The 22759-nt window shown below is 41.9% G+C and carries 21 protein-coding genes and 2 pseudogenes; 22 read left to right on the top strand and 1 reads right to left on the bottom strand.

The annotated features are described in order from the left end of the window. Nucleotides 1–204: 204 nt before the first annotated feature. From secA to IGI96_RS02665, 8 genes and pseudogenes are all read left to right on the top strand, one after another. Nucleotides 205–2589, top strand: a pseudogene (secA, locus tag IGI96_RS02700) (preprotein translocase subunit SecA); the annotation flags it as partial. Between the two features lie 45 nt (nucleotides 2590–2634). After that, nucleotides 2635–2709, top strand: a pseudogene (locus tag IGI96_RS02695) (SEC-C metal-binding domain-containing protein); the annotation flags it as partial. 88 nt (nucleotides 2710–2797) lie between these two features. After that, nucleotides 2798–3905, top strand: a protein-coding gene (gene prfB / locus IGI96_RS02690) for a peptide chain release factor 2 (protein WP_100214389.1) whose coding sequence is annotated in 2 segments (ribosomal slippage) — nucleotides 2798–2869 and nucleotides 2871–3905 — 1107 coding nt in all. Because the reading frame shifts where the segments join, the coding sequence is not laid out codon by codon here. 112 nt (nucleotides 3906–4017) lie between these two features. Beyond that, a complete protein-coding gene (ftsE, locus tag IGI96_RS02685; RefSeq protein WP_005228783.1) occupies nucleotides 4018–4704 on the top strand; it encodes a cell division ATP-binding protein FtsE in 687 nt (228 codons plus the stop codon). Then, a complete protein-coding gene (gene ftsX, locus IGI96_RS02680) occupies nucleotides 4697–5581 on the top strand; it encodes a permease-like cell division protein FtsX (RefSeq protein ID WP_010749773.1) in 885 nt (294 codons plus the stop codon). Before ftsE ends, ftsX begins: the two co-directional genes overlap by 8 nt. Nucleotides 5582–5705: 124 nt before the next feature. Beyond that, the gene (cls, locus tag IGI96_RS02675; RefSeq protein WP_005228785.1) at nucleotides 5706–7151 is read left to right on the top strand and encodes a cardiolipin synthase; all 1446 of its coding nucleotides are present in this window, start codon (nucleotides 5706–5708) and stop codon (nucleotides 7149–7151) included. An 85-nt stretch (nucleotides 7152–7236) separates the two neighbouring features. Beyond that, nucleotides 7237–7803, top strand: coding sequence for a helix-turn-helix domain-containing protein (locus tag IGI96_RS02670; protein WP_015509615.1), 567 nt, complete (start codon nucleotides 7237–7239; stop codon nucleotides 7801–7803). Continuing rightward, a complete protein-coding gene (locus IGI96_RS02665) occupies nucleotides 7761–8648 on the top strand; it encodes an IS3 family transposase (RefSeq protein ID WP_315850476.1) in 888 nt (295 codons plus the stop codon). The genes IGI96_RS02670 and IGI96_RS02665 overlap by 43 nt, the downstream gene beginning before the upstream one ends. 112 nt (nucleotides 8649–8760) lie before the next feature. Here the strand turns inward: IGI96_RS02665 and IGI96_RS02660 are convergent, their stop codons facing one another. Then, nucleotides 8761–8880 carry a DUF4044 domain-containing protein gene (locus IGI96_RS02660; protein ID WP_005237290.1) on the bottom strand — a complete coding sequence of 40 codons (120 nt, stop codon included), beginning with the start codon at nucleotides 8878–8880 and terminating at the stop codon, nucleotides 8761–8763. Nucleotides 8881–9212: 332 nt separating this feature from the next. Between IGI96_RS02660 and IGI96_RS02655 the strand changes: the two genes are divergently transcribed. The 14 genes from IGI96_RS02655 to IGI96_RS02590 all read left to right on the top strand — a co-directional run bounded on the left by IGI96_RS02655 (nucleotide 9213) and on the right by IGI96_RS02590 (nucleotide 22746). Further along, a complete protein-coding gene (locus IGI96_RS02655; protein ID WP_005228786.1) occupies nucleotides 9213–9581 on the top strand; it encodes a DUF3397 domain-containing protein in 369 nt (122 codons plus the stop codon). A 198-nt stretch (nucleotides 9582–9779) separates the two neighbouring features. Beyond that, entirely contained in the window at nucleotides 9780–10211 is a 432-nt protein-coding gene (gene mraZ, locus IGI96_RS02650) for a division/cell wall cluster transcriptional repressor MraZ (protein ID WP_005228792.1), read from the top strand. Between the two features lie 25 nt (nucleotides 10212–10236). Then, nucleotides 10237–11196, top strand: coding sequence for a 16S rRNA (cytosine(1402)-N(4))-methyltransferase RsmH (gene rsmH, locus IGI96_RS02645; RefSeq protein WP_005228794.1), 960 nt, complete (start codon nucleotides 10237–10239; stop codon nucleotides 11194–11196). A 5-nt stretch (nucleotides 11197–11201) separates the two neighbouring features. Then, on the top strand, nucleotides 11202–11621 hold the full coding sequence (gene ftsL / locus IGI96_RS02640) for a cell division protein FtsL (protein ID WP_005228796.1): 420 nt from the start codon (nucleotides 11202–11204) through the stop codon (nucleotides 11619–11621). Continuing rightward, a complete protein-coding gene (locus IGI96_RS02635; protein WP_074933471.1) occupies nucleotides 11622–13817 on the top strand; it encodes a penicillin-binding transpeptidase domain-containing protein in 2196 nt (731 codons plus the stop codon). 19 nt (nucleotides 13818–13836) lie between these two features. Then, nucleotides 13837–14799, top strand: a complete 963-nt coding sequence (gene mraY, locus IGI96_RS02630) for a phospho-N-acetylmuramoyl-pentapeptide-transferase (protein WP_010749769.1) — start codon at nucleotides 13837–13839, stop codon at nucleotides 14797–14799. A 12-nt stretch (nucleotides 14800–14811) separates the two neighbouring features. After that, the gene (gene murD / locus IGI96_RS02625; RefSeq protein ID WP_086337987.1) at nucleotides 14812–16170 is read left to right on the top strand and encodes a UDP-N-acetylmuramoyl-L-alanine--D-glutamate ligase; all 1359 of its coding nucleotides are present in this window, start codon (nucleotides 14812–14814) and stop codon (nucleotides 16168–16170) included. A 15-nt stretch (nucleotides 16171–16185) separates the two neighbouring features. Continuing rightward, entirely contained in the window at nucleotides 16186–17280 is a 1095-nt protein-coding gene (gene murG, locus IGI96_RS02620) for an undecaprenyldiphospho-muramoylpentapeptide beta-N-acetylglucosaminyltransferase (RefSeq protein ID WP_010749767.1), read from the top strand. An 86-nt stretch (nucleotides 17281–17366) separates the two neighbouring features. After that, complete coding sequence (locus IGI96_RS02615; protein ID WP_086337988.1) at nucleotides 17367–18350, top strand: cell division protein FtsQ/DivIB; 984 nt, start codon at nucleotides 17367–17369, stop codon at nucleotides 18348–18350. A gap of 153 nt (nucleotides 18351–18503) precedes the next feature. Next, nucleotides 18504–19826 carry a cell division protein FtsA gene (gene ftsA / locus IGI96_RS02610; RefSeq protein WP_005228814.1) on the top strand — a complete coding sequence of 441 codons (1323 nt, stop codon included), beginning with the start codon at nucleotides 18504–18506 and terminating at the stop codon, nucleotides 19824–19826. Nucleotides 19827–19857: 31 nt separating this feature from the next. Continuing rightward, nucleotides 19858–21102 (top strand): cell division protein FtsZ, encoded by a 1245-nt coding sequence (ftsZ, locus tag IGI96_RS02605; protein WP_005228816.1) that lies wholly within the window; start codon nucleotides 19858–19860, stop codon nucleotides 21100–21102. Between the two features lie 12 nt (nucleotides 21103–21114). Beyond that, nucleotides 21115–21786: a YggS family pyridoxal phosphate-dependent enzyme gene (locus IGI96_RS02600; RefSeq protein ID WP_074536072.1), complete on the top strand. Its 672-nt coding sequence runs from the start codon at nucleotides 21115–21117 to the stop codon at nucleotides 21784–21786. A 16-nt stretch (nucleotides 21787–21802) separates the two neighbouring features. Beyond that, nucleotides 21803–22456: a cell division protein SepF gene (locus IGI96_RS02595; RefSeq protein ID WP_438784814.1), complete on the top strand. Its 654-nt coding sequence runs from the start codon at nucleotides 21803–21805 to the stop codon at nucleotides 22454–22456. A gap of 26 nt (nucleotides 22457–22482) precedes the next feature. Continuing rightward, nucleotides 22483–22746: a YggT family protein gene (locus IGI96_RS02590; RefSeq protein ID WP_005228822.1), complete on the top strand. Its 264-nt coding sequence runs from the start codon at nucleotides 22483–22485 to the stop codon at nucleotides 22744–22746. The last annotated feature ends 13 nt before the right edge of the window (nucleotides 22747–22759 follow it).

Here is a 22759-nt window from a genome sequence, read left to right as displayed (position 1 = left end):
TCAGCGCCGATCAATGGCTTGTTGCGTGTTTTTTTTCCCGCGTTTCTTTAAAATCTGTGAAAAAAGGTTAAGAATCCGTTTATCACGCAAGATTGATGCGATAGTTCTATCGAAAAATATTTCATTTATGGTGAACTAGTGCTAAAATAGTTAGGAGAGTTTCCAGCTAGGATAATGCAGAAGTAAAAGGAGAATTATTAAGGTATGGCCAATTTTTTTAGAAAATTAATCGAAAACGACAAAAAAGAATTAAAACGTCTTGACCATATTGCGAATCAAGTTGAATCACATGCGGATGAAATGGCCGCTTTATCTGATGAACAATTACGCGGGAAAACCGATGAATTTCGTCGTCGTTTCCAAGAGGGAGAGACTTTGGATAAATTATTGCCTGAAGCCTTTGCAGTAGTACGTGAAGCTGCAAAACGCGTTTTGGGCCTTTATCCTTACCACGTCCAATTAATGGGTGGGATCGTCTTGCATGATGGGAATATCCCAGAGATGCGTACGGGTGAAGGGAAAACCTTGACGGCGACATTACCTGTTTATTTGAATGCTTTGAGCGGTCAAGGTGTCCACGTCGTAACTGTCAATGAATACTTGGCAACTCGTGACTCGACTGAGATGGGGGAGCTGTACAACTTTTTAGGGTTGACGGTCGGCTTGAACATTAACTCAAAATCAGCAGAAGAAAAACGTGCGGCATATGCTTGTGACATCACTTATAGTACAAACAATGAATTAGGGTTTGACTATTTGCGGGACAACATGGTGGTTTACCGTCATCAAATGGTACAGCGTCCATTAAACTATGCCATCGTCGATGAGGTCGATTCGATCTTGATCGATGAAGCGAGAACACCGTTGATCATTTCAGGACAAGCAGAAAAATCAACTGCGCTATACAATCGGGTCGACAATTTTGTCAAACGCTTGACGGAAGAAGAAGACTACAAAATCGATATCCAATCAAAAACGATCGGTTTGACAGAACGTGGGATCGAAAAAGCGGAAGAGACCTTCGGCTTAGAAAACTTGTATGATATTGAAAACACGGCATTGACCCATCACTTGGATCAAGCACTACGAGCGAATTACATTATGATTCGCGATATCGATTATGTCGTGCAAGATGGAAAAGTAATGATCGTTGACCAATTTACAGGTCGGATCATGGATGGTCGCCGATATTCTGATGGGCTCCATCAAGCGATCGAAGCGAAAGAAAGTGTCGAAATCGAAGATGAAACCAAAACGATGGCGACGATCACATTCCAGAACTACTTTCGGATGTACAAAAAACTGTCTGGGATGACTGGTACAGCGAAAACGGAAGAAGAAGAGTTTCGAGAAATCTATAACATGCAAGTCATTCAGATTCCTACAAACAAACCAATCTTACGGGATGATCGTGCGGACTTGCTTTATCCAACGCTTACGAGCAAATTCCAAGCAGTCGTTCAAGACATCAAAGAGCGCCACCGCAAAGGACAACCCGTGCTTGTAGGGACGGTCGCTGTTGAGACTTCTGAATTACTGTCATCAATGCTTGATCGTGAGAAAGTTCCTCATGAAGTATTGAATGCTAAGAATCACTTTAAAGAAGCAGAAATCATTTTGAATGCTGGACAAAAAGGCGCTGTAACGATCGCGACCAATATGGCTGGTCGGGGAACGGATATCAAGTTAGGTCTTGGTGTTGCAGAACTAGGCGGCTTGGCAGTTATCGGTACTGAGCGTCATGAATCACGACGGATCGATAATCAGTTGCGGGGACGTGCGGGACGTCAAGGAGATCCAGGAATGTCGCAATTTTACTTATCGCTAGAAGATGATTTAATGAAGCGTTTTGGTTCTGAACGAATCAAAGTGTTCTTGGATCGGATGAAGATTGATGAAGGCGACGCCGTGATCCAAAGCAAGATGCTTTCAAAACAAGTAGAATCTGCCCAACGACGAGTGGAAGGCAATAACTACGACACTCGGAAAAATGTCTTGCAATACGATGACGTGATGCGAGAACAGCGGGAAGTTATTTACGGACAACGTCAAGAAGTGATCATGGAAGAAACGGATCTTTCACCGCAATTAATGAATATGGTGAAACGTTCCATCAGCCGAGTCGTCGACAGTCATACGCAATTAGAAGAAAGCAATTGGAACTACGAAGGAATCGTTGATTTTGCGGCGAATGCACTTGTTCATGAAGATACTATCAGTATCGAGGACATCAAGGGCAAATCAGCTCAAGAGATCAAAGACTACCTAAACCAACGGGCAGAAGAAGTCTTTGAACAAAAGAAAGCACAACTTAATAGTCCAGAACAATTACTGGAATTTGAAAAAGTCGTCATCTTACGAGTTGTCGATACGAAGTGGACCGACCACATTGATGCTATGGATCAGCTGCGTCAATCGGTTGGGTTACGGGCTTATGGACAAAACAATCCATTAGTTGAGTACCAAACAGAAGGATTCAATATGTTTGAGAACATGGTTGGAGCGATCGAATATGAAGTAACTCGTCTCTTTATGAAGGCAGAGATTCGTCAAAACGTTCAACGGGAACAAGTTGCTCAAGGGGAAGCACAAGGGGTAGAAGAAGCACCTGCTGCCCAAGCACCAAGTTTCAAAAACGTTGGTCGTAACGATCCTTGTCCATGCGGCAGCGGGAAAAAATTCAAGAATTGCCACGGGAAAAATATGTAACACGTTTTGAAAAAGTTGAGAGTAGGCTGGCAGACGTTTTTGTCCAGTCTACTTTCGTTTGTAAGAAAAAAAGAAAGAAGGAATTTTAATGGAAATCGCAGATATTCGGAATCAATTGACCCAGATGAATGAAAAAATAATCAGTTTTAGGGGGTCTCTTTGACTTAGATCAGTTAGAAGAGGACATTGCGGAAGCGGAACACCAAATGGCAGATCCCACCTTTTGGGATGACTCAGAAAAAGCTCAACAAGTCATTAACGCAAACAATGCCAACAAAGAGACCTACGATCAGTTCAATCAGTTAGCAGAAGAATTGGAAGAGCTGGAAGTGATGTTGGAAATGATTCAAGAAGAAGCAGACCCAGAAATGGAAGCAGAACTTGAAGCACGGATCACGAAGCTAAACGAGAAAATGGCGTCTTATGAATTGTCGATGCTGTTAGATGAACCCTATGATCGAAATAACGCCATCATCGAGCTTCATCCTGGTGCAGGCGGTACCGAATCACAAGACTGGGGCAGCATGCTGTTACGGATGTATACTCGTTTTTGCGAACAACACGGGTATCAAGTAGAGACCCTCGACTATCAAGCTGGTGATGAAGCGGGGATCAAAAGTGTCACTTTACTTGTAAAAGGCCACAACGCCTATGGGTATTTGAAATCGGAAAAAGGCGTTCATCGTTTAGTTCGGATCTCACCTTTTGATTCAGCCAAGAGACGGCACACGTCATTTTGCTCGGTGGATGTGATGCCAGAATTAGATGGGGCGATCGATGTGGAAATCAACTCAGATGATTTGAAAATCGATACGTACCGCGCAAGTGGTGCGGGTGGACAGCACATCAACAAAACCGAATCTGCTGTGCGGATCACCCATATTCCGACAGGAACGGTCGTTGCTAGCCAAGCCCAGCGCTCACAATTGAAAAACCGTGAGCAAGCGATGGGGATGTTGAAAGCCAAGCTGTATCAATTAGAAGTGGAAAAGAAAGAGCAAGAGGCAGCAGCTTTGCGAGGCGAGCAGTTAGAAATTGGTTGGGGCTCGCAAATCCGTTCTTATGTCTTCCATCCCTATTCGATGGTCAAAGATCACCGAACGAATTTCGAAACTGGGAATGTACAGGCAGTCATGGATGGCGATTTGGATGGCTTTATCGATGCGTATTTGAAGCTGAAACTGAATCAAAAATAACCCTGTGTGACTTAAACAGATTGAAACATAATTGTAATCTGTTGCAAGCAAGGTGAAATATATTCATGCTATAATAAGCCAGAATGAAAATTTGAGATGGAGAGATAGCTGTATGATAGAAATGAAAGATATAATGAAAAAGTACTCTAATGGTACGACTGCTATCCGTAACCTTTCGATTTCAATTGATCAAGGAGAGTTTGTTTATGTCGTGGGCCCATCGGGTGCCGGTAAATCAACCTTTATCAAATTGATGTATCGGGAAGAAAAAGCAACTAAAGGCGTTTTGAATGTCGCAGGATATGATTTGGTCGGCATGAAAAACCGCGAGATCCCATTGATGCGTCGGGAAATCGGCGTGGTCTTTCAGGATTATAAACTTTTACCACGGAAAACGGTCTTTGAAAATGTTGCTTATGCAATGCAAGTTATCGGCCGCAAACCTCGTGATATCAAAAAACGGGTGATGGAAGTGTTAGACTTGGTCGGCCTGAAACATAAGGTGCGGGTATTTCCAAGTGAGCTTTCCGGTGGGGAACAACAGCGGGTGTCGATCGCTCGTGCCATCGTAAATACGCCGAAAGTATTGATTGCGGATGAACCAACGGGGAATCTAGATCCTGAAAACTCATGGGAAATCATGAAGCTGCTTGATCGGATCAATGCCCAAGGAACAACGGTCGTTATGGCGACCCATAATAGTACGATCGTAAATACGATTCGTCATCGCGTGATCGCGATTGAAAATGGCCGCATTATTCGCGACCAAGCGGAAGGAGAATATGGTTACGATGATTAGAACATTTTTCCGTCATCTCCTGGAGAGTATCAAAAGTTTAAAGCGTAACGGCTGGATGACTATTGCGTCATTGAGTGCGGTAACGATCACACTGACATTAGTCGGTATTTTTCTAGGTGTAATCTTAAATGCAACAAAACTAGCCGAAGACATTCGCGAGAATGTGGACGTTTCGGTTTTCGTTGATATTGGTACGGAACAAGAAGACATGGATGCTTTGGAACAGTCCTTAAATGATCTGCCGAACGTTTCAGAAGTGAAATTTTCTAGCCGAGACGAAGAATTGCAGAAGATCCAAGATGCAATGGGGGATTCATGGAACTTGTTCGAAGGCGACAGCAATCCGCTGTATAACGTGTTTGTCGTCAGTGCAACAGATCCAGAGTATACGACAGAGATCGCTGAGCAAGCTGGCGAATTGCCAAATGTTTTCAAAGCCGATTATGGCGGAGATTCTTCTGACCGAATCTTTGAATTGTCTGCTGCTGTGCGGACTTGGGGCTTAGCTGCTGCTGTCTTATTGATTTTTGTGGCAATGTTCCTGATCTCTAATACGATTCGGATCACGATTTTGTCTCGTCAAAGAGAAATTCAGATCATGCGTCTGGTGGGGGCGAAAAACGGCTACATTCGTTGGCCATTCTTCCTTGAAGGCGGCTGGATCGGACTCTTAGGTTCGATCGTTCCGATTGCATTAATGTACTTCGGCTACCACCAAGTTTATGCAATGGTCAATCCATCCTTACTGCGTTCAAATTACAGTTTAATTGCACCAAATATGTTTCTATTACAAGTTTGCGGTGTGATGGCACTGATTGGGATCGTGATCGGTTCACTTGGTTCCGTGTTATCAATGCGCCGTTTCTTAAAATTCTAAACCGATGTTTTCTTAAAGTCGATCGTCAAGATCGGCTTTTTTTGTTTCATCACAGTGTTTCTTTACTTTAGGTACTATTTTTTGATATGCTTTAGTAGCGGGAAATCGGGGAAGAGGTGGAGAAATGGTTGTAATGGATAATTTGGTAACCATTTTATTTATAGTCAATATTTTGTTATCAATCATTATCATTTTCAGAGAAAGGCGGCAGACTGCTCAAACGTGGGCCTGGCTTTTGGTCTTGATGTTCATTCCAATCGTTGGCTTTGTGCTTTACTTTTTCTTTGGTAGAGGGATCTCTAAGGAAAAGATCTTTGATATGCGCTCACAGGCAAAGGTGGGGCTGAATGTTGAATTAGAAGAACAAAAACAAGCCCTCGCTCGTCAGCTGTTTCCGCATCCGCCGACCGCGCAGGTAGAAGTGCAGCAGCTGGTCTACCTGTTGACAGTCTTTGGGCAATCCCTGTATACGACAGCGAATAGTATGACGCTTTATACCGACGGACGGCAGAAATTTGATGCCTTGATCGCGGATATCGAACAGGCAAAAAATCACATTCATATGGAATATTACATTTATCGCAGTGATACATTGGGAAATGAAGTCAAAGAGGCACTGGTGCGCGCGGCGAAGCGAGGCGTAAAAGTAAGAGTCTTATTAGATGCTTGGGGCAGCACCCAAGTATCATTGAAGTTTTTTGATGAGTTGCGTCTACATGGCGGTCAAATTGCCTTCTTCTTTCCTTTATTCGTTCCTTATGTCAATCCGCGAATCAATTATCGAAATCATCGGAAAATCGTGGTGATCGATGGAGAAATTGGCTATACAGGCGGTTTTAATGTGGGAGATGAATATCTAGGGCAAGTGGAAAAATTCGGTTATTGGCGAGACAATCACTTGCGAATTGCCGGTTCAGCTGTCTATTCGCTGCAAAATCGGTTTTTGATGGATTGGAATTCACAACATGCGTTGGAGATCAAATATGATCCTTCCTTGTTTCCTGAAATCAAACAAGTCGGGACAGTTGCAGCCCAAGTCATCACGAGTGGTCCTGATACGGAACATGAAGAAATCAAAATGACCTATCTGAAAATGATCAACTTAGCCAAAAAGGAAATCTTAATCCAAACACCTTATTATATTCCGGATGAAGCCATTCACAATGCCTTGAAGTTGGCACTGCTTTCTGGGGTGAAAGTCCATATACAAATCCCGAACAAACCGGATCATCCCTTGGTATATTGGGCGACCTATTCCTTTGCGGCTGAGCTGCTGCATTTTGGGGCAGTCATCGAAACTTATGAGAAAGGGTTTATGCATGCAAAAACGATGATCATTGACAGTGGGCTCGTTTCGATTGGTTCAGCAAATATCGATGTTCGTTCGTTTCGTTTAGACTTTGAGGTCAATACGATCATCTATGATGCACAACTCGCAACGCAAACGAAGGAAGCGTTTCTGGCGGATTCGATCGATTCTAAGCACTTAACGATCGAAGCGTATCAGCAAAGAAAGCTGACGATCAAAATCAAAGAAGGGTTGGCACGCCTTGTGTCACCCTTGCTGTAAAAAAAGTGCCCTTTTCCAAAAGATGGAAGTGAAGCGACCCCCAAAAGTTAGACCAAAAATCTAACTTTTGGGGGTCGCTATTTGTATGGCAAAATATCCTTTTGAATTAAAACTAAAAATCGTTAAAGAATATCTTAGTGGTGTGGGTGGATATCGGCATCTTGCCAATAAATACGGTATTTCAAGCAAGTCTCAAGTAAGTGATTGGGTGAATGCCTATCGTGAATACGGAGAGGAAGGTCTATTGAGAAAGCATCAAAATCAGAAATATTCTGTTCAATTTAAGTTAAATGCGATAGAGTTATATCAAACAAGTGAGATGTCCTATCGAGAAGTTGCCAGCACTTTAGAAATGAACAACCCTGCGCTTATTGCCAATTGGATGCGTAATTTCAGAGAAGCAGGTATTGAGGGGATCTCAAAAGAGAAAGGACGACCACTTACTTTGGCTAGAAAAAAAGAGAACAAAAAAGAAAATACAACAACTGAAGAACGCGATCGTATCAAGGCATTAGAAAAGCAAGTCCGATCCCTTCAAATTGAGAATGCCTTTTTAAAAGAGTTGAGGAAGCTGCGAAAACAGGAAGCCCAGCAAAGACGCAAGAATCAATCGCACGAATCATCGCCAGCCTCCGAGGATCATTCAAACTAGTTGAGCTTCTTGAAACATTGAAATTTCCTAAAGCAACCTATATGTATTGGCAGAAACGGTTTGACAGACCAAACCCAGACCAAGAAATTGAAGAAAAAATGATTGAAATTCGCAAGGAGCATAAAGACTATGGCTGTCTGCGACTAAAAAAAGAATTAGAGAATCAAGGGATTCATGTCAATAAAAAGAAGATTCAACGTCTGATAAAAAAACTAGGTATCGAAGTAAAGTCTTACACTCGAAAATCTCGACGGTACAATTCTTATCGTGGGAAGGTTGGCACTGTCGCCAAAAATCGTATTCATCGTCGGTTTTATACAAATATCTGTCACCAAAAAATTACAACTGATACCACAGAGTTTAAGTATTATGAAGTAGACACCACAGGTGTCGTTCGTCAGAAAAAGCTGTATTTAGATCCTTTCATGGATTTCTACAATAGTGAAATTCTATCTTATCGGATTTCTGAAAAACCAAACGCACTAGCCATAATGGAAGGATTAGAAGAAGCAATCCAGATGACAAATGATTGTCCATTTCGTAGAACCTTCCATTCAGATCAAGGATGGGCCTATCAAATGAATGCTTATAAGAATAAATTGAAGCAGCATAAAATCTTCCAGAGTATGTCTCGTAAAGGGAATTGTTTAGATAACTCACCTATGGAAAACTTCTTTGGTTTATTAAAGCAAGAGATTTTTCATGGAGAAGTCTATCGGAGTTTAGATGAATTGAAAACAAAAATTGACCAATATATCTATTATTACAACCATAAACGCATCAAAAAGAAATTAAATTGGCGAAGTCCAGTTCAGTTTCGAGAAGCTGTAAAAACAGCTGTTTAACAGTTAATTTTATCGTACAAAAAAGGAGTGGATTTCTCCACTCCATAAAAGTCTAACTTTTTGGGGTCACTACAAAGCCATCATTTTGGAAAAGGGCACTTTTTTAATAGGATTAACCCATAATACTTGTGTATGCTGCTAAGAAAATCGAGCCAACAGTGAGAATAAGCATGGTCCAGATCACGACTTGCGTGATTTTTGCAAAGGTACTTTTTGGTTTTTTCTCGTTCATTCTAATCCACCTTTTAGAGTTATTCTAGTGACAGTTTACCCTCAAATACACAAGAACTCAAGTTGAACCAAGGAGAAATTAAGAAATTTTCAATTTCAGGACAAAAAAAATCACTAGAATGGCAAGATAGACTTGTTGAAGATACGCCCTTCTGTTTTAATAGGTAAAGAAATGCATTCTTCAAGACTTTCAAAAGTCAGCTGATGAACAAAGAGGCTCCTTAAAAAATTTCAAGGCTGTCTTATTCCAGCTCAGATTTTTAAAAGAACTGAAACACGGATGTAAAGAAAATAAAGTATAGTGACACTAGTTGTTAGAAAGGATTTTGCTGTATGTCTGGATTTAATCCAATCGTTTTGTTTTGGTATATCTTTCCTGTGCTCGTCTATTTCGCCTGTCGGTTTATTGTTTCTGCGTTGTCCTTGAATGATCGTTACCATGTGAAGGCACCAGATTTAGCGGTACCGTTTTTGATGGTCGGGATTCATCAATTATCAAAGTATACTTTTGATCAAGCGATCACATTGTACTATTTGATCTCCATTTTTTTATTAGGGATTCTGCTGGCAGTTTTTCAGGCATATTACTATGAGGAGATCCAATATGGTCGCTATTTAAAGATGTATTGGCGTAGTATTTTTCTATTTACGATCATTTTTCATGTCGTTTTGATCATTCTAAATATTGTTAGTTACTTATAGTGTTTTGACTCTTGATAAACGCCCATTTTTTCACTTAAAGTTTTTTTAAAAACTTTAAGTAGTCGGTTTTCCTCTTTTTCCTCATTTGGTAAAGAAAAGTCAAACAACTTCCCTTTCAAATTTCATATAATTTGTGGTAGAAAGTGGGGGATTGTGGTAGACTGTGAATATCAGGTGGAGATCGGGGGTTATTTATCGATGTTTATGGGTGAATTTCAACATTCGATAGATGCAAAAGGCCGACTAATCGTCCCTTCAAAACTACGAGAAAAACTCGGAGAAAAATTTGTTGTGACACGTGGATTAGATGGCTGTTTATTTGGCTACCCCTTATCTGAATGGGAAAAACTTGAAGAAAAACTAAACGAAATGCCTTTAGCGAAAAAGGACGCTCGGACATTTGTCCGCTTCTTTTATTCTGCTGCAACAGAGTGCGAAATCGATAAACAAGGACGAATCAATATCCCAGTTACATTGAGAAATCATGCAGACCTTACCAAAAGCTGTGTGATCATCGGCGTTTCAAACCGAATCGAGATTTGGGATGAAACGCGCTGGCAAGCATTCTCTGAAGAAGCAGAAGAAAACTTTGATGAAATTGCTGAAACAATGATTGATTTTGGCTTATAGGCTTGATAGGAAGAGGAAAAAACACATGGCAGATTTTCAACACTACACCGTTATGCTACAGGAGACCGTTGATGGGTTAAAGATTCGTCCAGAAGGCGTCTATGTCGATTGTACATTAGGTGGAGCCGGTCATAGTGAATATTTATTGTCGCAACTGTCTGAAGAGGGACATCTCTTTGCTTTTGATCAAGACCAAACTGCTATCGATCATGCGAAAGAACGTTTAGCACCATATGTTGCTAAAGGAATGGTTACGTTCATTAAAAGTAATTTCCGCTATTTAAAGGAAGCATTGCATCAACACGGTGTGAGCCGAGTCGATGGGATTTTGTACGATTTAGGTGTTTCCTCACCCCAATTAGATGAAGCCGAACGCGGCTTTAGCTACCACCAAGATGCACCGCTGGATATGCGGATGGATCAAACTGCAGCATTGACTGCCTATGAAGTAGTCAATCAATTCGACTACCACCAATTAGTCAAAATCTTCTTCCGTTATGGAGAAGAAAAATTCTCGAAACAAATCGCTCGTGAAATCGAGCGGGTGCGACAAGATCATCCAATCGAAACAACGGGTGAGTTGGTCGATATCATCAAAACAGCCATTCCTGCGCCAGCAAGAAGAAAAGGCGGACACCCTGCAAAACGGGTTTTCCAAGCCATTCGCATTGCAGTCAATGATGAGCTAGGTGTGATTGAAGAATCACTTGAACAAGCGATTCATCTTTTAGCAGTCAACGGACGTGTGAGTGTCATCACGTTTCACTCTTTAGAAGATCGCATCGTGAAATCGATGTTCAAGGAATACAGCACACCGAAGGATATGCCGCCAGGTTTGCCGATGATACCAGAAGAATTCCAACCAACACTTAAACTTATAACAAGAAAACCACTACTTCCAACTGAGGAAGAAGTAGCTGAAAATAATCGTTCTCGTAGTGCGAAACTGCGAATCGCGGAAAAAATCAAGGAAAGCGAAGGGTAACAACTATGGCAGAACTAAAAGTTCATGACTATGAATTCAGAGAACCACTTGAATCACAACCTATGGAACACTCTGAACCGACAACTGAAAAACTGCCTACTGATCCCCAGCGTCCTGAGGTCATCCGCGTACCAGCATCTCCGGCTCGTCGGTTAAAAAGCATTTCTACTCTGGAAAAACTGATCGCTGCCTTTGTGATCATCTCTGTATTGACGTTGGCGATCTTGACCATCAATATTCGAACCAATATCAGTCAAGTCGAACACGATATTTCTTTGATCCAATCGGATATCAATGAAAAAACAACACAAGCAGAACAGTTGGAACAAGAGAAAAATGAACTTTCTAAAACCGAGCGCATCCAAAAGATTGCTGAGGATAATGGATTGTCGATCGATGACGGCAATTTAAGGAAAGTGGACTAAATGAAGTTAACAGATAAATTCAAGCAATACTTAAAAAAGAACAATCAAACTACAACGAACAATCGCAAAAAAGTAGGTATTATTCTCTTTGCTACGAGTATTGGATTGTTCTTTTTGTTTGTCACGCGTTTGAGCTACATCGTCATTGTCGGAGATGTCGCTGGGACTTCCTTAGCTGAAAAAACGAAAAATCTTTATGAAGGCAGTGAAGTCATCAAAGCGAAACGTGGAACGATCTATGACCGCAATGGGATTCCAATTGCTGAAGATGTGACTTCCTATTCAATTTACGCTGTTTTGAACCAAAATTACAAAGATGGCAAAAAGAATCTTTTTGCAGAAAAAGCAAACTTCAATAAATTGGGCAAAATCTTGTCGGATGTATTGTCTATCGACCAAGAAACAGCAGTCAATACATTAGAAGAAGGGCTTGAACAACAATTATGGCGTGTTTCTTTTGGAAGCAAAGGAAACAATATTACATTAGAACAAAAGAATGCGATTGAAGATGCAATGGAAAAAGAAGGGATTGCTGGCTTTCATTTTGACAGCCATCCAGCTCGACTTTATCCGAATGGTGTCTTTTCTTCTCACTTTATCGGGTATGCTGTTGCCAATGATGACGATACTGGTCTAGTTGGGAAAACCGGGCTAGAAGCTGCGTACAATGACGTGCTTTCTGGGACTGATGGCGAGATCGTTTATCAAAAAGACAACAATCAAAATCCGTTGCCAGGAACCGTAGCCGAAACTGTTGCAGCGGTGGATGGAAAAGATGTCTATACGACCATTGATAGTCGAATCCAAAGCTACTTGGAAACGCTGATGGACAGTGTCTTTAAAGAAAATAAACCAGAAAACTTAACAGCGAACTTAATGGATGCAAAAACGGGTGAGATCGTGGCGATGGCGCAACGACCAACCTATAATCCAGAAAATTTGGATTCCATCAATGATTGGCAAAACCTATTAGTTGAGGACAACTACGAGCCAGGATCAACCATGAAGATCTTGACGACGGCAGCAGCGATCGATCAAGGGATCTTTAATGAAAACGAAACTTTTACCCCAAGCCCTGATGGAATGAAACTTTATGATGCAACCATCAACGACTGGGACTTCGGTCAAAAAGGAACACTGACGATGCGCCAAGCACTTTCATGGTCGAGTAATATTGGAATGGTGACCTTGGAACAGCGAATGGCAGATCGTTGGCAACAATACTTAAAAGAATTTGGTTTTGGTCGCAGTACCTATTCAGGATTGCCTAACGAAAATACTGGGATCACACCAGAGGATAACCCTGTCAGCCAAGCGATGACGTCATTTGGTCAAGCGATTGGTGTGACGAATTTCCAAATGATGCAGGCCTTTACGTCGGTGGCAAATAACGGAACGATGTTGAAACCACAATTTATTAGTAAAATCGTTGATGGCAATACAGGAGAAGAAACGGTCACACAACCAGAAGAAGTTGGCCATCCCATCACAGAAGAAGCGGCAACAAAAGTACGGGAATATATGCGTGATGTTGTCGAAAGTGAAAATTACGGAAGTGCTTATGGTGTCTATGAACTACCGGGCTACAATATTTCCGCAAAAACGGGGACAGCCCAAGTAGCCGATCCAACGACCGGTAAGTATTTGTCTGGTGGTACCAATTATCTGTATTCTGTTGTTTTGATGTTTCCTTCAGAAGAACCTGAATATATTTTGTATTTGACGATCAAATTACCAGAGAAGCACGAAAGCACCGTGTTGGGTGAAATTGCCAATCCATTGATGAAACGAGTCATGGATCTAAAAAATTCTGCATTAGAAGATAGTTCAACCTCTGGTAGTGAAACGACTGTAGGGGATTATCGTAATCTTGATACAGAATCAGCGGCAACTGACGTTCAAAAAGCTGGGTTGACCCCTGTTGTCATCGGTGATGGCGAGAAGGTCATCGCACAGTCCGTTGACAGCGGCACTTCGATCATGCCTGGCGGACGGGTACTGCTGATTACGGATAGCGACAAGTATTACATGCCTGATACGACCTCCTGGTCCAAAGCAGATTTGATCAAATTTGGCAGTCTGTTGAATGTGGACGTCAGTTTTGAAGGGGACGGCTATTGTACCAAACAGAGCGTGGAGCCTTATACTGAGTTATCGGGACAATCGATCAAGTTTACACTAAGCGAAAACGAATAGAATAATAGGAGAGAACGATATGGAATGGACAGAGATGATATTACCTTTGGCAAGCGGCTTTGCGATCGTAACAGCCGCAATGCCTTTGTTTATCGGCTATTTTCAAATGAAGAAATACGGACAGGAAATACGTGGTGACGGCCCTAAATGGCATAACGTAAAGGCTGGTACACCAACGATGGGTGGGTTTGTATTTTTGATTTCTGCAATGATCACTGCAATTTGGGTAGGGGCATGGCAAAATCAACTGACTGCTTCATTGTTCATTCTTTTGTTCATTACCTTGGTTTATGGTGCATTAGGATTTCTTGACGATTTCATCAAGATTTTCCGCAAAAGAAATATGGGCTTAAACTCGCTGCAAAAATTGATTGGACAAATTTTAGGCGGACTCGTCTTTTACTTTGTTTTTCGAGCGGAAGGCAATGCAGACGTGTTAAATTTCTTTGGGATCGATGTGCCACTGTCGATCTTTTACGGAGTGTTCGTCATCTTTTGGCTGGTCGGTTTTTCAAATGCAGTCAACTTGACCGACGGTATCGATGGTCTGGTCGCAGGACTGGGCACGATTTCTTTTTCAACTTACGCACTGATTGCTTGGCGGCAAGATCAAATTGATGTATTGATCGTTTGTCTAGCAATCATTGGCGGATTGATCGGCTTCTTTCCGTACAATCGCAAACCGGCTAAAATTTTTATGGGGGATGTCGGCTCGCTGGCTTTAGGCGGTCTGCTGGCAGCAATTTCGATTCTTTTACACCAAGAATGGACCCTCTTGCTTGTCGGACTGGTCTATGTTTGTGAAACAGCAAGCGTGATGCTGCAAGTTGCCTCATTCAAATTAACGGGCAAACGAATCTTCAAGATGTCACCCATCCACCATCATTTTGAAATGAGCGGATGGTCTGAGTGGAAGATCGACACTGTTTTTTGGTGTATTGCGTTAGGTTGCTCGTTGCTCACAATAGCCCTTGTATGGTAGGAGATGAAGAAAATGAAAAAAATTAAAACATATCAAAATAAAAAAGTTCTTGTGCTAGGATTAGCGCGTAGTGGATTCAGTGCGGCCAAATTGTTACATGATTTGGGCGCACTTGTGACCGTTAATGACGGCAAGCCATTTGCTGAAAATCCCGAAGCACAAGATCTTTTGGCGTTAGGGGTCAAAGTGATCACTGGCAGCCACCCAATCGAATTATTGGATGAAGGCTTTTCGTTAGTTGTGAAAAATCCCGGAATCCCTTATTCACAGCCCCTTGTTCAAAAAGCTTTAGAGAAAAAAATTCCTGTAATCACGGAAGTGGAGCTAGCGTATCAAATCTCTGAGGCTCCGATTATCGGCATTACTGGTACGAACGGAAAAACCACCACAACGACCATGATCGCCAATGTCTTAAACGCAGGGATGCAAAAAGGGCAGGCACTGCTTTCTGGGAACATTGGGTTTCCTGCAAGTTCCGTTGCTCAAACGGCCAAAGCGGAAGACCGATTAGTCATGGAATTGTCTAGCTTCCAATTGATGGGGATCGATACTTTGCGACCAAAAATTGCCGTGATCACCAATATTTATGAAGCCCATATCGATTACCATGGCAGTCGTCCAGAGTATGTCCTAGCAAAGTGGCGGTTGCAACAGCGAATGACTGCAGATGATTATTTGGTGATCAACTGGAACCAGCCAGAACTAGAAGCACTGTCGGCAAAATCAAAAGCGCAAATCATTCCTTTTTCCACCAAGGAAAAAGTAGCAGGCGCGTACATGCTTGACGGTATCCTCTATTATAAAGAAGAAGTGATTATGGCAGCTGATGAACTTGGCGTGCCAGGAGATCATAATATTGAAAATGCATTAGCAGCGATTGCTGTCGGTAAACTTTGCGATATGCCAAACGAAGCCATTAAGCAAGCGTTACAAACCTTTACAGGCGTGCCCCATCGGACTCAGTATGTCACCACCATCAATCAGGTGAAATTTTTCAATGACTCCAAAGCAACAAACATTCTAGCCACAGAAATGGCATTAGGCGGCTTTGACAATGAGAAACTGATTTTATTGGCAGGTGGTCTGGATCGGGGGAACAGCTTTGATGACTTAGTTCCCGCACTAAAAGGGCTAAAAGCCATCGTGTTGTTTGGTGAAACAAAGGAAAAATTAGCCGTTGCTGCTCAAGCAGCAGGGGTAAAAACAATTGAAATGACAGACAATGTTGAAACAGCCGTCCCATTAGCCTTTTCTTTAAGTGCTGCTGGAGATACTATTTTATTGTCACCTGCGAATGCAAGTTGGGATCAATACCCTAATTTTGAAGTTCGCGGCGACAAATTTATGGCGGCAGTAGCAGAACTTAAATAGAAATGAGTGACGGATATGAAAATACTTGTGACTGGCGGCGGTACTGGCGGACATATTTATCCAGCGTTGTCTTTTGTCGATTATGTAAAAGAGATTGACCCGACAGCCGAATTTTTATACATTGGTGCAACAAGGGGCTTGGAAAATAAAATCGTCCCTCCAACAGGTATTCCTTTTAAAACATTAGAAATCCAAGGCTTTAAGCGTAAGTTGTCCTTCGATAATGTAAAAACGATCCAACTTTTCATGAAAAGTTATTACGCAGCCAAAAAAATCATCAAGGAGTTTCAACCGGATGTGGTGATCGGCACCGGCGGCTACGTTTCTGGCGCGGTGGTCTTTGCTGCAGCGAAGTTGAAAATTCCTACAATTATTCATGAACAAAATAGTGTTCCCGGGATCACGAATAAATTTCTAACCAAATATGTGGACAAAATCGCCATTGCCTTTCACGATGCGTCCCAGTACTTTCCAGCGAAGAAAACGGTGCTGGTGGGGAATCCCAGAGGTCAAGAAGTACGCAACAGTCAAAAGTCAGCGATCTTGTCTTCCTACGATTTAAATCCGGCGAAAAAGACGGTCTTGGTTTTTGGTGGGAGTCAAGGAGCACTGAAAATCAATCAAGCGATCATTGATGCGCTGCCGCTGTTTGCTCAAAAAGAGTATCAGCTTCTCTATGCGTCAGGTGAACGGTATTACAAAGAGATCGAAGAAAAAATCGGCATGTCAAAAGATGCCTTTCCTAATATCAGTATTCGCCCTTACATTGATCAGATGGCGGAAGTGATGGCAAATAGTGATTTGTTGATTGGACGAGCAGGAGCCACATCGATCGCAGAATTCACTGCATTAGGGATTCCAGCGATTTTGATTCCTAGTCCTTATGTGACCAATGACCACCAAACGAAGAACGCCCAAAGTTTAGCCAATGCAGGAGCAGTCAAAATGATTGCCGATCATGAACTAAACAGTCAAAACCTCGTGGAAGCAGTAGACAGTATCATGCAAGATGAAGCCCTTCGTAGTAAGATGGCAAAAGCCTCAAAAGAACAAGGGATCAGCGATGCCTCAGAACGATTATTTCGACTTGTGCAAGAGGTAATCAAATAGTACAATGTGTGGGATAGAAAGGAGCGATTATCATTAGTAAAGACAAAACACCTCATGATGATCAAACCCCCTCGTCAACGGAAGAGTTGACCCCTTGGCAAAAAGAAAATCTAAAGTATTTGCAAGAAAAAGGCAATCAGCCAGCTTGGTCTTCTCCTGCTCCTGAAGAAACAGAAGATACGTCCAAAGACCATGAAGACGAGCAAGAAGAAGCGTTTTTTGAAGCAGATGAAGCAATGGAAGAGTTAGTTGATGAGAAGGAAGCATTGCCAGAGCCAGAAAATAAGGCCCGCTCCTTTGCTGATCGGCTGCCTAACCTAAAGGCGTACCGCAACCAAGTGTTGATTCGCCGTTTAGCCTTGATTATTGGATTGTTGATGATTCCTCTATTGATTGTTTTGTATTTCGTTTCGCCCCTTAGTCGTTTGGCGAATGTGGTCGTCAAAGGCAATCATGAAGTATCCGCAGAAGCAATTCTCGAAAATTCGGACCTAACCGTCAATGAAGAGATGTGGCCGCAATTTTTCGAACGTAATCAAAGCGTGTCTGCCATCAAAAAAGAATTGCCACGTATAAAAAATGCCTCAATTTCTCTATCTGGTATCAATCGCTTCGATATCACTGTCACTGAATTTCAAGAAGTTGCTTTACTAGCCCAAGATGGTGGCTATGCGCCGGTTTTAGAAAATGGCGTTGTGTTAGATGAAATCAGTGAGCAGCCAGTGGAAGGATTGCCGGTTTTAGAAAATTTTTCGGCTGAAGATAAAATCAAAGCAACACTTAGTGCCTATCAAGAATTAAGTTCAGAAATTCGCGATGGCGTTTCTCAAATCAAATACACCCCCCGTGACAGCAATGATGAGCTGCTGACTCTCTTTATGAATGATGGCAATCAAGTGATCGTCAACATTTCGAATATGGTGAGTCAAATGCAGTATTATCCGCAAATTGCCAAAGATTTGACCGAGGACAGTATTGTGGATATGGAAGTTGGAATCTTTACTTACCCAATTTCAAATACACAAGAAGACGATGCAGACGAAAATCAAACAGCTGATAGTGATTCTTAGGAAAAATTCAAGAGTTTTTTTCATTAACTTGTTTCTAAAAAGCGCCATTATATGGTAGAATTGGTAACAGTGAACAAATTATTCGAATGAACTCTAAAAACGGACTGTGATGGTTCGCTATATATCCAATTTAAGTAGGAGGGAACCCCATCCATGGCAAAAACGGGAATGTATGTTGGCCTTGATATCGGTACGACATCTGTAAAAGTTGTAGTAGCCGAATACGTTGACAGCCAAATGAATATCATTGGTGTAGGTAATGCAAAATCAGAAGGAATCAACCGTGGGATCATTGTAGATATCGATAAAACGGTACAAGCCATTCAAAGAGCAGTAAGACAAGCAGAAGAAAAAGCAGGAATTCAAATTCGCAGTGTAAGTGTTGGTGTACCAGCCAATCTTCTTGAAGTGGAAAATTGTCAAGGAATGATCGCTGTCAATAGTGAATCAAAAGAGATCACCGACGAAGACGTGCGTAATGTTGCCTCCGCAGCACTCGTTCGTTCTACCCCTCCTGAAAGACAGATCATTGCTATTTTACCGCAGGAATTTACCGTTGATGGTTTTGAAGGAATCAAAGATCCTCGTGGCATGATCGGGGTTCGCCTAGAAATGTTTGGTGTTGTGTATACAGGACCAAAAACCATCATTCACAACATTCGCAAATGTGTTGAAAAATCTGGTCTGATTGTTAATGAAGTAGTCATTACGCCATTAGCACTAACGGAATCGATTTTATCAGACGGTGAAAAAGATTTTGGTACGATCGTCATCGACATTGGTGGCGGCCAAACAACCACAGCAGCGATGCACGACAAGCAATTGAAATTCACCCATGTGAACCAAGAGGGCGGCGAATTTGTCACAAAAGACATTTCGACGGTTTTAAATACCTCTTTCAACAATGCAGAAGCATTGAAGATCAATTATGGGGATGCGTATCCTGAACGCACTTCAGCCAGCGAAGAATTTCCGGTTGATGTGATCGGAAAATCAGAACCAGTGAAAATCGATGAACGCTATTTATCAGAAATCATTGAAGCCCGTATGGAACAAATCTTCACCAAATCAAAAGAAGTCCTAGACGAAATCGATGGACTTGATTTACCGGGTGGCGTGATCTTGACTGGTGGCGCTGCAAGTCTTCCTGGTGTCGTAGATCTTGCTCAAGAAGTATTCGAAACAAACGTCAAGCTTTACGTTCCTAATCATATGGGACTTAGAAATCCTGTTTTCACGAATGTGATCAGTATCGTTGACTATTCGGCAAACTTAAGCGAAGTGTACCAGCTTGCCAAAAGTGCGATCACTGGTGAAAAAACAGTGGCGCAACAGCCCGTTGCTATTCAACAACAAGAAGTGCATTACGAACAATATGAAGCGCCAGAAGAAACTTATGAAGAAGCAGAAGAAGAGAAAAAAGGTGAGTCGATCACAAACCGAGTAAAAGATTTCTTCTCAAATATCTTTGAATAATCTAAAACGATTCTCAGGAGGAAGATAAATTATGGAATTTTCAATTGATAATAACATCAATGACGGCGCTGTGATCAAAGTCATCGGAGTCGGTGGCGGTGGCGGCAACGCAGTCAATCGTATGATCGAAGAAAATGTCAAGGGCGTAGAATTTATTGCAGCCAACACTGACGTTCAAGCGTTAAAAAACTCAAAAGCAGAAACAGTCATTCAATTAGGCCCTAAATATACCCGCGGACTTGGTGCTGGCTCTCAACCAGAAGTTGGTCAAAAAGCAGCGGAAGAAAGTGAAGATTCTATTCGCGAATCATTAGAAGGCGCAGACATGATTTTCATTACCGCTGGTATGGGTGGCGGAACCGGAACAGGTGCTGCACCGATCGTAGCAAAAATCGCTAAAGAAATCGGCGCGTTGACAGTCGGTGTCGTTACTCGTCCGTTTACTTTTGAAGGACCAAAACGTGGCCGTTTTGCGGCTGAAGGCATCGCTAAATTAAAAGAGAATGTCGATACCTTATTGATCATCTCAAACAACCGTTTATTAGAAGTTGTTGACAAGAAAACGCCAATGCTTGAAGCATTCCGTGAAGCAGACAATGTCTTGCGTCAAGGGGTTCAAGGGATCTCAGACTTGATCACTGCACCTGGTTATGTCAACTTAGACTTCGCTGATGTGAAAACAGTAATGGAAAATCAAGGCACAGCCTTGATGGGAATCGGTGTTGCTAGCGGGGAAGAACGTGTGATCGAAGCAACGAAAAAAGCGATCTCTTCACCATTACTAGAAACGTCGATCGATGGCGCAGAACAAGTGCTATTGAACATCACTGGCGGATTGGATATGACTTTATTTGAAGCACAAGATGCTTCTGATATCGTCGCTCATGCGGCAACAGGCGACGTAAACATTATCTTAGGTACATCAATCAATGAAGACTTAGGCGATGAGATCCGTGTGACAGTCATTGCAACCGGCATTGACCCTTCAAAAAAAGAACGGGGTTCTCGCTCTAGCAGACAAAGCCAAGGTCAAATTCATTCTATCCCTCAAAAACCAACATTAGATATGGATCAAGCACGCCCAGCGCAAGCAGAAGAAAGCAATGGCTTTGGTGATTGGGATATCCGCAAAGAACAAAATGTACGACCTAAAGTAGAAGAAAACACATTTGAAAATGTAGAAAAGAAAGAATTCGATACCTTCAGCCGTGATGAAGTACGTTCGAATGATGACGACGAATTAAGCACACCACCATTTTTCCGTCGTAAACGCTAGGGGGCAGAGCACATGATTTCTGAGAACTTGCACAAGATTCAGCAAGAGATACAGGATTCCTGTGCTCTTGTTTCTAGAAATGCCAATGATGTCTGTTTGACAGCTGTGACAAAATCCGTCGATACAGAAACAACAAGAGTCCTTTTAGAAAATGGTGTGCGGGATTGTGCAGAAAATCGAGTAGAAAAACTACTTGAAAAGAAGGCAGCACTAAAGGATTATCCAGATGTCCGTTGGCATTTTATTGGCAATTTGCAACGCAGAAAGGTAAAATCAATTATAAATGAGATTGATTTTTTCCATGCGTTAGATTCAATCAAACTGGCACAAGAAATTCAAAAACGAGCAGAGCATCCGATCAACTGCTTTGTGGAAGTGAATGTTTCGCAGGAAGCAACGAAACAAGGGATTTTTGTTGAAGAGGTAATGGCTTTTATTGAAGCACTTGCTTCGTTCGACAAAATTCGTGTTGTTGGATTGATGACGATGGCCCCGCTCACTGCTTCCAAAGACGAGCAGCATCAGATTTTTAAAGAATTAAAAAGGATTCAACAACAGATCGCTGACCTGCATCTTACACATGCCCCTTGCTTAGAAACGAGTATGGGAATGAGTAATGATTTTCCCATTGCGATTCAAGAAGGTGCAACATTTATTCGTGTAGGAACAGCATTATTTCAATAAAAAAGGAGGTTGACCGATGTCGCTCAAAGAGAAACTGACCAATTTTTTTGGATTGACTGACGAAGAAGATTACTACGAAGAAACATTTGCCACGGAAGAACCGGCACGCACAGCGTCTAAACAAGCTGTGAACCAAGGAGGAGCTTTTACAGCCCCCAGAGCAACCACGAATACGTATGCATCTGGCCAAGCGGCAACACGTACAACAAGTCAACCACAAAATCAAGCCTATCAATACAGACAGCAACCACAAGCAGCTGTCTATCAACAAGCCTCAGCTGCGGCTGAACGGGTAAGACCGGTGACGAAGACAGAAGAAAAAGTCGTTCCGATGGCACAACAAAGAAGCAATACGAGAGTCAAAGAAACAAAAGCAAAAGAAACACCCGCACAAGTAGCTGGTAAAATAACGATCGTAGAGCCACGCGTCTATTCCGAAGCGATGGGGATTGCCAAGCAGGTCATCAATGGGGATGCTGTACTTGTTAATTTTCATTTAATTGAAGAGTACCAAGCTCGTCGAATAGTTGATTTTTTAACAGGAACAGTGTACGCTGAAGATGGTGATATCAAGCGTGTTGGCGATGAAATTTTTCTTTGCACGCCTAAGGGTATGGAAATTGAAGGCACTGCCCAAACATTAGCAGATACCAATTTTTTTGATATCTAAAGTGAGGAGGAACGCCAATTTTATTTTTGAGATTCGTTAAATTACTAAGTGATGCTGTTTATCTGTATACCATTTTATTAGTGATCTATGCACTTTTGTCTTGGTTTCCAGGAGGGTATCAATCCGCTTTTGGCCGTTTCTTAGCAAAAGTGTGTGAACCGTATTTGAGTTTATTTGATCGATTGAAATTAAGTTTTGCTGGTATTGATTTTACGATTGCGTTTGCAATTATCGTCTTACAGCTAGCATCACAAGCATTGATATTGATCTTACAATCAATTTTATTTTAACGTAAGGGGTGGT

This window comes from Enterococcus sp. DIV0421, from assembly GCF_051713745.1.
In the GTDB taxonomy this organism is placed as follows: domain Bacteria; phylum Bacillota; class Bacilli; order Lactobacillales; family Enterococcaceae; genus Enterococcus_D; species Enterococcus_D casseliflavus.
The sequence above is the reverse complement of the archived record's forward strand: the minus strand, read 5'-3'. Positions and strand labels throughout refer to the sequence as shown.

Bases quoted from the DNA above. Each gene is read 5' to 3' on its own strand.
- ftsE (WP_005228783.1), top strand. From the start codon at position 4,018: ATGATAGAAATGAAAGATATAATGAAAAAGTACTCTAATGGTACGACT.
- ftsX (WP_010749773.1), top strand. From the start codon at position 4,697: ATGATTAGAACATTTTTCCGTCATCTCCTGGAGAGTATCAAAAGTTTA.
- cls (WP_005228785.1), top strand. From the start codon at position 5,706: ATGGTTGTAATGGATAATTTGGTAACCATTTTATTTATAGTCAATATT.
- IGI96_RS02670 (WP_015509615.1), top strand. From the start codon at position 7,237: ATGGCAAAATATCCTTTTGAATTAAAACTAAAAATCGTTAAAGAATAT.
- IGI96_RS02660 (WP_005237290.1), bottom strand. From the start codon at position 8,880: ATGAACGAGAAAAAACCAAAAAGTACCTTTGCAAAAATCACGCAAGTC.
- IGI96_RS02655 (WP_005228786.1), top strand. From the start codon at position 9,213: ATGTCTGGATTTAATCCAATCGTTTTGTTTTGGTATATCTTTCCTGTG.
- mraZ (WP_005228792.1), top strand. From the start codon at position 9,780: ATGTTTATGGGTGAATTTCAACATTCGATAGATGCAAAAGGCCGACTA.
- rsmH (WP_005228794.1), top strand. From the start codon at position 10,237: ATGGCAGATTTTCAACACTACACCGTTATGCTACAGGAGACCGTTGAT.
- ftsL (WP_005228796.1), top strand. From the start codon at position 11,202: ATGGCAGAACTAAAAGTTCATGACTATGAATTCAGAGAACCACTTGAA.
- IGI96_RS02635 (WP_074933471.1), top strand. From the start codon at position 11,622: ATGAAGTTAACAGATAAATTCAAGCAATACTTAAAAAAGAACAATCAA.
- mraY (WP_010749769.1), top strand. From the start codon at position 13,837: ATGGAATGGACAGAGATGATATTACCTTTGGCAAGCGGCTTTGCGATC.
- murD (WP_086337987.1), top strand. From the start codon at position 14,812: ATGAAAAAAATTAAAACATATCAAAATAAAAAAGTTCTTGTGCTAGGA.
- murG (WP_010749767.1), top strand. From the start codon at position 16,186: ATGAAAATACTTGTGACTGGCGGCGGTACTGGCGGACATATTTATCCA.
- ftsA (WP_005228814.1), top strand. From the start codon at position 18,504: ATGGCAAAAACGGGAATGTATGTTGGCCTTGATATCGGTACGACATCT.
- ftsZ (WP_005228816.1), top strand. From the start codon at position 19,858: ATGGAATTTTCAATTGATAATAACATCAATGACGGCGCTGTGATCAAA.
- IGI96_RS02600 (WP_074536072.1), top strand. From the start codon at position 21,115: ATGATTTCTGAGAACTTGCACAAGATTCAGCAAGAGATACAGGATTCC.
- IGI96_RS02595 (WP_438784814.1), top strand. From the start codon at position 21,803: ATGTCGCTCAAAGAGAAACTGACCAATTTTTTTGGATTGACTGACGAA.